Source organism: Sphingomonas swuensis (assembly GCF_039538045.1).
Taxonomy (GTDB): Bacteria; Pseudomonadota; Alphaproteobacteria; order Sphingomonadales; family Sphingomonadaceae; genus Sphingomicrobium; species Sphingomicrobium swuense.
In genome coordinates, this window is record NZ_BAABBQ010000001.1 from 2228172 (window position 1) to 2240219 (window position 12048).

Annotated in this window: 12 protein-coding genes; 4 read left to right on the forward strand and 8 right to left on the reverse strand. The window is 59.8% G+C overall.

Annotation, left to right across the window (positions count from 1 at the left end; translation table 11 throughout):
• Positions 1-116: 116 nt before the first annotated feature.
• The 3 genes from ABD727_RS11080 to ABD727_RS11090 form a co-directional block, all read right to left on the reverse strand.
• Complete coding sequence (locus ABD727_RS11080) at positions 117-2690, reverse strand: HWE histidine kinase domain-containing protein (protein ID WP_344707440.1); 2574 nt, start codon at positions 2688-2690, stop codon at positions 117-119.
• A complete protein-coding gene (locus ABD727_RS11085) occupies positions 2680-3252 on the reverse strand; it encodes a biliverdin-producing heme oxygenase (protein WP_344707441.1) in 573 nt (190 codons plus the stop codon). The genes ABD727_RS11080 and ABD727_RS11085 overlap by 11 nt, the downstream gene beginning before the upstream one ends.
• A 188-nt stretch (positions 3253-3440) precedes the next feature.
• A complete protein-coding gene (locus ABD727_RS11090) occupies positions 3441-3920 on the reverse strand; it encodes a GAF domain-containing protein (RefSeq protein ID WP_344707442.1) in 480 nt (159 codons plus the stop codon).
• A gap of 619 nt (positions 3921-4539) precedes the next feature.
• On the opposite strand from ABD727_RS11090, the gene ABD727_RS11095 reads away from it, so the two are divergent.
• Positions 4540-4995: a response regulator gene (locus ABD727_RS11095; RefSeq protein ID WP_344707444.1), complete on the forward strand. Its 456-nt coding sequence runs from the start codon at positions 4540-4542 to the stop codon at positions 4993-4995.
• Positions 4996-5457: 462 nt separating this feature from the next.
• Here ABD727_RS11095 and ABD727_RS11100 read toward each other — a convergent pair whose 3' ends face one another.
• The 3 genes from ABD727_RS11100 to ABD727_RS11110 all read right to left on the reverse strand — a co-directional run bounded on the left by ABD727_RS11100 (position 5458) and on the right by ABD727_RS11110 (position 7719).
• The gene (locus tag ABD727_RS11100; RefSeq protein WP_344707446.1) at positions 5458-5982 is read right to left on the reverse strand and encodes a hypothetical protein; all 525 of its coding nucleotides are present in this window, start codon (positions 5980-5982) and stop codon (positions 5458-5460) included.
• A 214-nt stretch (positions 5983-6196) separates the two neighbouring features.
• Positions 6197-6697 (reverse strand): hypothetical protein, encoded by a 501-nt coding sequence (locus tag ABD727_RS11105; RefSeq protein ID WP_344707447.1) that lies wholly within the window; start codon positions 6695-6697, stop codon positions 6197-6199.
• Between the two features lie 410 nt (positions 6698-7107).
• On the reverse strand, positions 7108-7719 hold the full coding sequence (locus ABD727_RS11110) for a hypothetical protein (protein ID WP_344707448.1): 612 nt from the start codon (positions 7717-7719) through the stop codon (positions 7108-7110).
• Between the two features lie 489 nt (positions 7720-8208).
• Between ABD727_RS11110 and ABD727_RS11115 the strand changes: the two genes are divergently transcribed.
• Positions 8209-8877 carry a hypothetical protein gene (locus ABD727_RS11115; RefSeq protein ID WP_344707449.1) on the forward strand — a complete coding sequence of 223 codons (669 nt, stop codon included), beginning with the start codon at positions 8209-8211 and terminating at the stop codon, positions 8875-8877.
• A gap of 187 nt (positions 8878-9064) precedes the next feature.
• On the opposite strand, the gene ABD727_RS11120 is transcribed toward ABD727_RS11115, so the two are convergent.
• Entirely contained in the window at positions 9065-9868 is an 804-nt protein-coding gene (locus ABD727_RS11120; RefSeq protein ID WP_344707450.1) for a hypothetical protein, read from the reverse strand.
• Here ABD727_RS11120 and ABD727_RS11125 point away from each other — a divergent pair.
• Together ABD727_RS11125 and ABD727_RS11130 are read left to right on the forward strand one after the other, a co-directional pair.
• Positions 9851-10375, forward strand: a complete 525-nt coding sequence (locus ABD727_RS11125; RefSeq protein WP_344707451.1) for a hypothetical protein — start codon at positions 9851-9853, stop codon at positions 10373-10375. The genes ABD727_RS11120 and ABD727_RS11125 overlap by 18 nt on opposite strands.
• On the forward strand, positions 10365-10916 hold the full coding sequence (locus ABD727_RS11130; protein ID WP_344707452.1) for a hypothetical protein: 552 nt from the start codon (positions 10365-10367) through the stop codon (positions 10914-10916). The genes ABD727_RS11125 and ABD727_RS11130 overlap by 11 nt, the downstream gene beginning before the upstream one ends.
• Before the next feature lie 78 nt (positions 10917-10994).
• Here the strand turns inward: ABD727_RS11130 and ABD727_RS11135 are convergent, their stop codons facing one another.
• Positions 10995-11732, reverse strand: coding sequence for a hypothetical protein (locus ABD727_RS11135; RefSeq protein WP_344707453.1), 738 nt, complete (start codon positions 11730-11732; stop codon positions 10995-10997).
• Between the last annotated feature and the right edge of the window lie 316 nt (positions 11733-12048).

A 12048-nucleotide genomic window follows, 5' to 3' on the forward strand; every position in this document is an offset into this window, starting at 1 on the left:
GGCGAAGCACGAGCATGATAATCGACGTTGCCGCTTGGCATCCAAGCAAACAATTTTCGCGGAAGCCCTGGCCAGTATGACTTTCAACAAGGCTTGAAGAAACAGTGGGCCAAAGATTACTGGCGAGGGACTATTCCGATCATTGCACTTACCGCGCGAGCTACGTTCTCAAGCGTGTAAGGCTTTTGAACGATGAGCTGGTTGCGGTGCTCCATCGGCAACTGCGCCTGCTCACCATAGCCTGTAGCGAACAGGAACGGGATGCCGAGCTCCAGCAAGCGGTCCGCCACAGGGAAACTGTTGCGGTCGCCGAGATTGATGTCGAGCATCGCAATGGCCGGGCGATGGGCGTCGATCGCGTCCAGAGCGACTTCGGCCGTGGCGGCCGTGGTGATGTTCTCCGCACCGAGGCGCTGCAGCACATCCTCCGCATCGAGCGCGATGATCAGGCTGTCCTCGACGAGCAGCACGTCCAATCCTTCCAGCATGCGCTCCGGAGGCTCGGTCGGATGACCGTAGGCTGGCCGTGGGTAGCGAATAGGTGATCCGGCGATCGACTTTGGCTGTTCCGACACGTGGCGCGCCGGAATGCGAAACGAGGCAGTGACGCCTTCCGGCGCATAGTCGACGGTGGCCGATCCGCCGAGATCGTAAGGGACGGACTTGCCGATGATCGTCGTCCCGAAGCCCTTGCGCGTTGGCGGCGCGACGGGCGGGCCCCCTCGTTCCTCCCAGGTCAGCACGAGATCGCCGGCATCATTGCGGTCCCATGCGATCGACACCTGCCCATCTCCGGACAAGCTGCCATATTTGGTCGAATTGGTGATCAGCTCATGGAGCACCAGCGCCATGGTCGAGAAGGCTTGCGGGTTGAGCATGACCGGCTCACCGGACACGATGATTCGCTCCTTGGGCTCGATATAGGCGCGCGCCTCCGCATCGATCAGGGCGCGCAGCGGTGCCGGCCCCCAATGATCGTCGGTGATCTGATTGTGCGCTCTCGCAAGGGCGTGGATGCGGCCATCCACCAGCGCCACGAAGTCCTTCACCGCCGGATCGGAGGGCTGCGACTGGCGAATAAGCCCGCGGATCACGCCAAGGATATTGCGAACCCGATGATTGAGTTCGGCGATTAGGAGCTCCTGCCGTGCGCTTGCCCTTTGGCGTTCGGCCGAGGCATCGTCGGCAAGCCTCAGCACGACCTCGATCAGCGTCGCGCGAAGGGTCTCGGCGACGCGCACCTCCGAGGGTGAAAATGGCTGCGAGCGCCCGCGAACAAGCTCCTTCCACTCGGCAAAGCTCTCGCGGGGAGTCAGCCTTGGACCGTTGGGACCGAATTCAACCGGTTTATGCGGATCGCCGGCCCAGCGCACGGAGCGGACGAGCTCGGAGCGGAACAGGACGACATAGTCGCGCGGCGCTCGCGAAATCGGGATCGCGAGAAGGCCTGCTGCAAGGGAGGTAAAGGCCTCGGCTCCATCGATAAGCGAGGAGATCTGATCGGTCGCATAGACTTTGCCCGAGGCGGTCCCATTGAGCGCGCGGACGATCTTCCGGAAATCGTCGGCTTCCGGCGTCAGGCCCGAAAAGGCGAAACTTCCGTTGATCCACACCCCGACACCATCGGCCGGAATGGCATTGGTAAGGATATCGGCAAGCCAGTCCGGGTCCTTGAGGAGCGTTTCGTCCGATGCGACGGCACCAAGCAACTGATCGGAAATATCGCGGGCGCGCCGTTCATAGATAACGGTCGCCTGTCGTTCGAAGCTTTCAAGGCGCATCGAGAACATCTGCGCAAAAAGCTCGGTGATCGAACGCCGCTCGAAGGATGGGCAGCGCGGCGAATAGTGGTGGCAGGCAAACAGGCCCCACAACTTGCCGTCCACCAAGATCGAGATCGACATGGAGGCATCGACCCCCATGTTCTTGAGATATTCGATATGGATCGGCGACACGGATCGAAGCGTCGACAAGGAAAGATCGAGCGGCGCGCCATGCTCGTCCAGCGTGGGGACGATCGGCACCGGCTCGGCGTTCACATCCGCAATCACCCGGAGGAGATTGCGCTCGTACAGCTTGCGGGCCTGCACGGGAATGTCGCTGGCCGGATAGCGAAGGCCAAGAAATCGCCCGAGGCCGCCGCGGACGGCCTCGGCCACGACTTCCCCGGAACCATCGGGCGCGAACCTGTAGACCATGACCCGGTCGAAGCCGACAAGGGCGCGAACTTGCCGTGCCCCCTCGCGGAAAAAGGTCTGGAGATCGGCGCACTGATCGAGCCGGGAGATCATAGAGCGCACCGTACCGCTGGCATCGCTCGGCTCTCCCGAAGCCGGCTCGCATTCGATCACAACCTGCCCATTGGTGATATGGATCGAAATGTCGAAGGGCTTGCCGTCTTCCAGAAGAACGCAGCCGAACATTCGTTCGGTGGCGTCGGGTCCACGAAGCATGGCCGTCCGGTTGCGCAGGTCGTGCATGACCTTGGGCGACAGGAACGTGGATAAAGGCTCGCCAATCAGTTGCTCGGGCGAGCGGCCCAGATACTCACCGACATTTGCCGATGCGCGCGCCACGATCCAGTCGGCCGTCAGCGCCAGCAAGAACCCGATCGGTTGGATTGCGCCGAGAATGTGGATCGGCTCGCGGTCGCAATTGGTCAGGTCAACAGGTTCTGGATTAGGCAACATCAGTAATCCTTCTGACACTCATCTGCTGCCCACTGCGTTCAAAAAGAGCAAACACCGATCGTGCAGCTTCTATGGCCTGATCGATGGCGTGTGAATCGCGGAGATCCTCGTCAAGCGTTTCGACTATGGTGCGCCAGGCGCCCGGATAGTTGCTCGAGAGAAAGGCGACCGGAAGGTGGCTCGGCACTTGCCGGCGCAGCAATGCCGCACCCAGCCGCGGTCCTTCGAGCACATAGGCACCACCCAGGAGGGCAGGCGTGCCGTTCAGCGTCGGTGCGTCTTCGCCGCTCGGGAGCTGCTGGCCGAGTTTTCTCAGATCTTGTGCGATGAGGTGCGACCGTCGCCGGCTCGGCCAGTCGCCAAGCACCGCGGCGATGCCGCCTTCCTCGAGGCTCCGCTCTGCCGGCAGAAAGGCGGTCGCCTGGGCCACCAGAAATCGCTCGTACCCAATTCGGCTTCCAAGATCGGCGCCCGAGAAGAGCGCGTCCACGCGCTCATGGCAATCGGCAGTGCCGTCCCTGAGCCGCCGACGGGCGATTTGTTGAATGAAGCGAACCATCATCCAGACTGGCTTAAAGGAAGAGCTGCGCACCCGACAGCACCAGCTCCGCCGAAAGGCTGACCGGTGGGAGGTGAAACACCTCGGTTGAAGATCAGACACTTAGAATGCGATTGAGGATCGGATGCAAGCGATAGCCGGTGCCGCTCCTGCGGGCCTGCCTGACCATCGGCTCCGACCCGTGGCCGCGACTAGCTCTTCCTTTTCGACAGGATGGCGCCGAGCCGGGCGGCACAGCGATTCAGCAGATCAACTGTTTCCGTTGCGCTCAGCACGCGTTCTTCGGGATCGATCGCGCAAAGCGTGCCGTAGAAGCTTCCATCGCTCAACACGATGGGTACGGAGGCATAGCTTTCGAAGCCGAACATCATTGGAACCGGATGGGTGCGCCATTCCGGATCATCGGCCACCCGGTCAATGATGATCGCCTTGCCGCACTGCCGAATATCGTCGCAGATCGTCTTCTTTACGTCGAGTTCGTCACCCGGATTCAACCCGAACGCGATGCGATCGAGGACTTGCGCAGCAACCCAGCGCGACTCCGTTACCCGCGCAACGGCAATAAAGCCCATGCGCGTGGTGTGGCAGACCTCGAGCAAGATCGCCTCGATTTCCGCATCACGGCCTTCAACAGCGACCTGCACAGCGAAGTCATCTTTCACATCGAACATTCTGCACAATAGATGATGCCTTCGCAACCAGCCGGCATACGCCTCTTCTCACATCTTCCTTCCGTCCCGAACGAACTAACTGTGACTACTCGAACTAGAAGAAGCTCGAACGGGCATAGCTGCATAAGCAGCCGCTTTATGGCGCCGGAGGTGTGATCGGCTGGCCGTTTAAGCCGCTGACAGTGACGTCGACGCCGAATGAACAGGTGTCCGCTTTGCCCTCAATCCACTCGCAAGCTGCCGGTCTGCTTTCCACCACAAGCGGACCTGAGGCGGATCACAGAAGGTCGGCTCAGGGATCTGCGGCCTCCGGCATGAGCGATTGGGTGCGGCAAAAAGATGGGGCCCTAGGTGCGTCTAAATGCGTCACTGACCCCTGCCCTTTTTCCTCTGCCTACGCTCTTGCGTCAAAACCGACACGAAAAGCACGCGGGCGAGGCGCGGGGCCAAGCGCCGCGCGCCAGGTCTTGCCCCAGTCGCCTGCGGTTTACTTTCGGAGTTTCGACGTGATCGCCGCTGCTTGACGGGTCACGCCCATGATGCGCAACTGATCGTAAAAGGTGGCGGCAAGCGGAAGGACGGGATCTAGTTGGCGACCCAAAGAAGCCGGCGCTAAACGGTGGGCCACTTCAGGCAGATTTCCCGTGTCGCAGGCGCAACGCTCGGAACGGCTTTTGCGCCGCGCAGTTCGGGTACGATGACAATTTCTAACCCCAAGGAAGTTCTCGTCGTTGAAGACGAGCCCCTCGTCAGGATGGTCGCTGCAGATGCCCTCGTCGATAAGGGCATCATGGCCTGGGAGGCGGCAGATGCAGAAGAAGCGCTGCACGTTTTGGGTGAGCATCCCAGCATTGGCCTGGTGTTTACCGACGTAAGCATGCCGGGCAAAATGGACGAACTTGGGCTGGCTTATGAGGTAAGCCTCCGACGCCCGGACGTGTCACTAATTGTTACGTCTGGCGCGGTGACCATTGCCGATGAAGACTTACCTGACCACGGGAGCTTCCTGCCGAAGCCGTACCCAACTGAGCGCCTTGTAAGCATCGTAGCAAGGAAGCTCGATACAGAAACTTGAAGTTTAGCTCGCCGACCATTGTGACCGCCATTGGGCCGATTGCGGCTGGTCCGGCTCTCGGGGAAATAGCTTAAACATATACGAGTTTTGGGTCTTACCGGCTGGCGCTCATAGGTGCGGGTGTGTAACTCTTGCAACTAAGCGCCACATCGCACGCTGACCTCCATCATCCACAGCAAAGGTGATGAGTGATGCGTCTGTTCGTTGCGGTACTGGCTTTGGCCATTCCTGGCTTCGCTGCAATCAGTCTGTCTCAGACACCGATACTGCCACCACAGATTGCCTCGCCAACTCAGACCCAGCTTCCAGACGATGGTTTTGGGTATTAGTAGTTCAGCGCTCCCTGCAGGTCAGATTAGTTTCGGCTAGGAGTTGCAAGAAGTGGCGGCAATTGGCCGAATGCGGATCGTCCGCTTTCTGCGTTGATCGAGCACAAGCCGACCTTCACCGCTGCGCCGTTCCTCAGGTTTCGCGAACGCGGTGCCGAAGCTGGCCAAGAACCGATCGCAGGCGACTGCCGTCCTTCTCTAACGATGCCAAAATCGCGGCGGCCTCGGTCTGCTCCGTCACGAACAAGTCCCGAGACGCCCGGCCTGTCCGAAGCGCGAGGACGCGAGAGACGAGGTGCCACTGGCCTCGATGATCGAGCGTCACGGTGAACACGCCATGCGAGATCTGGGTCCGGAACCCGTCGTGTTTCCGGAACTCGGCCACAGCCTGAGCAACGGCCGTGCCCTCGTCCGCAAACGCGCCGCCGGCACCTATTGCGTGCGAAAGGGCATCGTAGCGCTGGCCGACCAGGTGAGGCAATTTGAGCGAAGCGCCGCGCCCCTTGACCGCCGCCAAGACAAGCAGGGTCTCTGTGACCGCCGCCTCACTTCGAGCGAACACGTCGAGGCACCGGCCCCGCCACGCCGCGGCAGCGTCTCGAGCCGCCTCGAATGGGATTCGCGGCAGGGCTGTCTCGATCGAGGAAATCGCGTTCATCGGTCCGCGTTAGACGCGACACCATTTATTTCGCGTAAGCAGCGAGGAGAGTTTGTCGCATCATGACGGCTGGCTTTGGCCGAAACCGGAACGACCGGTCTTCGCTGGTAGGTCGCGAAAGCGGCCGCTGGTTCATCGGTGGGGCTAATGTCGCTTTCGACCTCAAGCGGACATCGAAGATAAGCTTTCCAGCCAGCCACGCTGGCACCACGCATTATTCCTTTCGATCTCCGCCCAGTTCGAAGACCCGAGCGTTGTCGCGCCTGTTTGGCGGAGTGCGAAGCCAATCGACGAGTTCGCGAACCGAGGCACTTGCAGTTTTCCATGCCATAGACCCAGGCGGATTGGCTCTCGACCAGGGATAGATGGCAACCAAATGGTCTTGTTTCACGACGATGTAAGCCGATGGCGAACTGGGGGTCGGCCAATCGATGATTTGTTCGCTGAACTCGCGACCTGTACTGGCCTGAGGATCGGTCACGCCTCTCGGCCGTGCAATCCGAATATTCGCGATCGCGGATGTCGACGCTAAATTTGGACCAACCCAAAGCGGAGCATTCGACCTTCGAACGACCACATTGAACCATAGGTCGAAGATCGCCCGCTTGCTGACGAACCTGTGGACCACCCCGGGGCACTCGGACTTGCCGAGGTCCGGATCGTACATACCGATGCTCGATGAGCTCGATCCGTTGGTCTCGGTGTCGACGTTCATCTGACCGAACCAGGCCCGCGGAACGTATAGTTTCACATCATCGACTTGCAGGATCCGCACATCGTCGATCCGGCCGTCTTTGAGCGTGAGATTCCTGATCTCCCTCGTCTGGGGGCAATCTGGCGGCTGCGGCGGAGGGTTGGCCGTCCGCCGGTCTCCCGCCCAAGGGTCGTGGCCTGCGGACTGACTGCAAGATGCAAGCACAATGGTGGCGGCAGCCGCCGCGACCCGTCCGCGCTTGAAGGGCTCTGCTCGCATCACAGTCGACTAGCGGAACAATCCTAACGTCCACTTTCAACCCGAGACCGATGTTCGAAGTCTCGCGCTGAGGGGAACGGACAACCGATCAGATGACCAAGCTCAAGGTTCCGCCAGCGGTCCTGCAGTGCCCTGTCGGTGCGCTATGTCGGTCATGGCTTCTGGTCGAGGATGAATGCCGAGGCAGTCAGCAGCTGCTCGGGTGGGATTTCGCTCAGTGGCTTTCCAAAGGTTCGTTCCCTTTCCAAGTCACCTTGCAGCGTGGCAATCCAAGGCAGCACATTGAGGATTGTGAGATTCACGTCCTCATCGGTACCGACCACCTTGATTGATACGAGATCAAAGCCCTTTCCGAAATATCTATCGAACTCGCCCGGCTTGACCTGCCGCACCGTGTGCGGGTCAGCAATGTCATCGAAGTAGACGAGCATCGGCGGCCCGAGCGACGAGGGCGGGATCTTGCCGCCATTTCCGTCACGCTGCCAGATGACATTGGGCCTTCTGCTGATGCGAATTTCGCTGAAACGTCTCTCATCATACGCGTCACGATCTGCCGGCATGACGGGTTTGTCCTCATCTGCTTTACCGGACCAGTCGAAGGCCAGGATCGCGTCCGCCAGCCAATCCACGTGCGTTTCCGACCTCAAAGTCATAAATACCGTCTTGCCCGGCAGAAGTGCGATTGGGACCGCTTCACCCCGCATCGTGTAGCCGCGCGGGGGACGCCGGTACGTGACTTCCTGAATCCGAGAAAACGTCTTCAAGCCTTGAGGTGTCTGGACCTCGGCAACTAAGCGATAGCGGATCGGCGGGTAAGTGGACGGTGGCAGCCTGCATCCAGCAAGTGACGTGCAAAGCAAGACGGCGAATGTCGTGAATAGCCATCCGCGACCGAGGATCTGTCTTAATTCCGGCAAGCGCTTAGTCCCCCCCCCAAAGTCTCTGATCCTGACAAACCTGACCTTACGATTCGTGAATCCTCTCAATTCAACGAGATATCGTCGGGCGCCCGAGAGCAAACGTCATTATCCTGTTGGCTAGAGCTGCCATCTAGTGAGCCTCAGCGAATGTCCGCTTTCGACCAAATGCAGGCCTAGCGCAGGTGGCTCGCGCTCAAATGCTCAGAGCTGCTCTCTGAAATATCGCGTGCCGGCGACCGCTCCATCTTGGAAATGGTAAGGCCTGCCTACTAAGCTACCGCCGGAATTTCCTATTTTTGTGCATGATGAATCGGTGCAAGCTCTCGAGGCATGATGCGGCGGCTATCCATCCTGATCATGGCCGGGCTCTTCTTCGCTGTATCGGGATGCGATGCGGACAAGCGCACGCGCTACAAGATGACCGTGACGGTCGAGACACCGTCGGGTCCAAAGACGGGGTACGCAGTCCGAGAGGTCCGCTTCATCCCGAAGAGCGGCACCTTTTTCGGCGAAGGAGGGTACACCTGGAAGCTTCGGGGAGAAGCGGTCCAGATCGACGTCGCGCCGGGCAAGACCGTCTTCGCCTTGTTGAGGAGCCAACAAGGGGACTTGGATTATGCCGCTTCGACTATTTGGGATGTGCTGAAGAGATCGGGTCCGAGCCACGACAAAGTGGAGTTGTGGCCGAGGGTGCCGGAGGGCTCGGGGGATGCACCGCTTTACCTGCCGATGTTCGTGACCTTCCATGATAACTCAAACGCCAAAACCGTCCAGCAGCTCATGCCGAATGACTTTGCCGCCGTCCTGGGCTCGGGGTATCAATTGAAGAGCGTCAGCGTTGAAGCTGTATTCGATAGAGTCACTATCACCATCGGCGACAGACTGCACAGGCTCGGCATTCAAAGGGGCCGAGAGCTCGATTCCCATTTCGAACCTACACCCACACCGACCCTTGCGCAGCAGCTGCGTTCCTATGATTTCACGCGAGGGCTCAATCCCTGACCTGAAGGCTCTCACCGACTTCGAAAGAAAAGTCCGATGCCTACCTGACGCATTAAGAATTGCCCGGTCGCCCCATAGCAAGCGACCGCGATATTACGCCTGCTTAGCTAGCTGAGCGTTCCGCAAGGTAAGAGAGCGAACAGGCCGCACCGCAGGCAATCGTCCCGCTCGATGCAAGTAGCGAAGCTCATTGGCGAAGATCCCGCGTCAGGATGGAATGCACCTCGACGTGAGACGCATCATCGATCGCGACCTGAAGGCGGAAGGTCGCATGTCCCGCACCTCGATCTGCGGGCAGCTGCTTCCAGGAGTCCAGCTTGGAGAGCGCCAGAATGCCCCCCCAGAAAAGATCAGCTGGTGGAATATCGCTTCTCGAAGCCAGAATATCGAGTTTCTGAATACTTGTCTGTATGGTAGAGGTGCTCGCACAGACCGTGCAGACGGCAACATCGTCTTCGGACATCACTTTAGCCGAAAGACGTACTAATTTTTTTTCGTTTTCGGACCAGAAATCCTGAACCTGCCCGTGAAATCGTCCGTACATCTGCCATCGTTTGATCAGATAATCGGGGAACGGCATTGTCGTCTTGCCTGGCGTGATTGCTTCGTCGTGCCAGAAGCCGATGTGGTAGTCCGTGTAGGAGTCGCTATATGCCCCGTTTATTGAAACCCTAAGCTTGGCGCGGGCGAGAAACACCGCGCTCACTCCTTGCTCGAATTCGTGACGCAGCTCACGAGCGGCGCGGGTTATGAACGGCGGGATGTCTGCTCCGAACTTGGTGTCTTCTAGGGACAAAGATTTGATCTCCGGTGTTTCTTCAAATCCGTCAAACGCCGGTGATCCAAGCGGGACGATGATTGAGACATCGTGAATGTGTCGCCTATGAACGCTGAGGCGACGACGACAGGGCAACCGTGTCCCCAGCAAGGGGCCGTGTATGTAACGACTTTCCGGCTTTGACCGATCGACTGATTGGAGCTCGTCAAGCAAATCGCAAGGGGTGAGGGCTATCCCTTCGTCATGGTAACTCAGCGGCGACGCCTTCTCTTCATCGGCTTTGTGATCCTCCTATTCGTGATGATCGCGATGGCGGGGCTTACCTTGTCCGGCAGCTTCAATGCCGAGATGAGCACCAAGCGCGGACCGGGTGGCCCTTTGCAGCTTGGTGTCAAGGGAAGCTTGGGCGAGCGCTCGGCGAAAGTCGAAGGCGCCGACATCGACGATCTCGCGGACGCCTCGCAGGCACTCTCGATGCCGGCTGTGAAGTCGGGCTATGCGCCAACCCTGGTCACCGCGCCCTATGCAGGACCGACCGAAGAAGAGCGGACCTTGCTCGCCGAGACGCGAACGATCTTCGCTGAACGGTGGCATGAGATCCGCGACCAGACGGGGATGGATACGCCCATGCCCGACATCCGGCTTCCGGCGCGGCACCTGACCAAACGCGAGAAGGCGGACATGAGGGCGGCGATCCAAGCGATCAAGAATGAACGATAGGTCCCCCCGCTCGATCGGCGGCGCAATCCTTGTCGTCCTTTTCCTGACCGGATGTCGCGCGTCCGAGCCCCAACAGCCCTTATCGCAACGGGCGGCGCGAGAACCTGGGACGTTCGAACCGATCACCATAGTCAATGAGCGCGATCCCGACCCGACTGACTCTCGCTGGCTGCCTCACCTTCGCGAAAAGGATTGCGAACGCTTCGATCCTACGGTCGTCGACCTTACGGAAGCGATCGGCCAGTTACGCGACAAGGATGTCGGCGCTGTCGGTTACATGGGACCTTCGCGCCTCGACGCCGCCCTCGTGGAAGGGTTCAATGAGTTGGTCGACTACCGCCTCGGTGTCACGGCTCAAACGCGGCCAACGCCCGCGTCGGACACCGACCCGGCCGACGGCGTAGCCATCTCGTCGGTGTACGTAGAAATGCCAATGCGGCCGCTGACTAACGCCGAGCGCCGGACCTACTGCCGCGTCATCATGCGTTCGCGGCGGACGCGTGAGGCTTTCAAGGCCTACGAGCGAAGCGTGGCTAGCTAAGTCCGCCAAGCGAGTTACGCTCGGTGGTGCTGGTGCTTTAAAGTGCTCATTCGGCGAGAAAGCCGTTCTTAGAAAAGCTTACGGACCTTTCTCGCCTTCTCTGAAGTCGTTGCGGGAGAGATTGCCCGCAAGCGATTGGAAGAACGGGTTGCGCATGATGCCTCCATTTAGCGACATCTGTGCTTTATGAGTCGCAGCCCATCGCCGCCAAAACCGATCCGGTAGTCGGCTTTCAAGTCCTTCGGTTACCGCCGCATCCGTCACCTCCACCGCCATGCCTCGGAGCCGCACTCCCGCCCCAAAGTGAGCGGCTAGTTGGCTAGGCTCCACACGGGTGATTGAGGCGGGGTCCGCCGGATCGCGAAAGGTTACCAGGAGAGGATAGAGATGGGCTGGCAACTCCAGCTTTACCTTGGCTTCCTTCGCCGCCGCTCGCGCTTCCATGACATCCATTGCCGAAGTATTACCCCCCGCGCTCGACGACCCTCTGCCGCGTAGCGCTTCCCACAGGAGCCGCGTTTGATAGCCGCTGGCATCGCCCAGGCCGCTATCCGCTGGACGTAGCAGTGCATACAAGGTGCGCCCTCCGGGAAGATCCACGGCCACGGCCTCGCCCTTCAGCCGGAACCGCGTGCCCGAAGCATCGCCCCAGCTTTTGCCCTCTTCTACTCGTGTCTCGATCACCGAGCTGCCCTCGCGAATGCCAGCAGGCGTATCCACGTTCACCGTGATCCGGTGCCGCAACTTGTCAGATGGGTAAAGCAGTCCGCAGGCGGACAAGAGCAGCGCCTCCGATATTGCCATCCAACGCCACACGGTCAGAACTCCTCGCCTCTACGCATCTGTGGCATTCAAATATTAACGGGCCTGTGTTTGTCCGATTGCTTCGGGCAAGGAAAGCAAAGGGGCCCCGAAAGCCTTTCTTGGGAAAATCGCTTCTTAGCGCGAAGAGTGTCCGCTTAGGGGTGTCGGCGGCAATTGTCGGAGCGTCAGAAATGGGTGCTGAGCCGACTAGCTGGAACTGGCCGTCAGCAGACCGTCCAACCTTCGCGGCCATTTCGCGAAAGCGGTCGCTTGCTCATCGGTCATGCGGATGTCTGCACTCGACACATTGCGGACGCTTCCAGCCTGA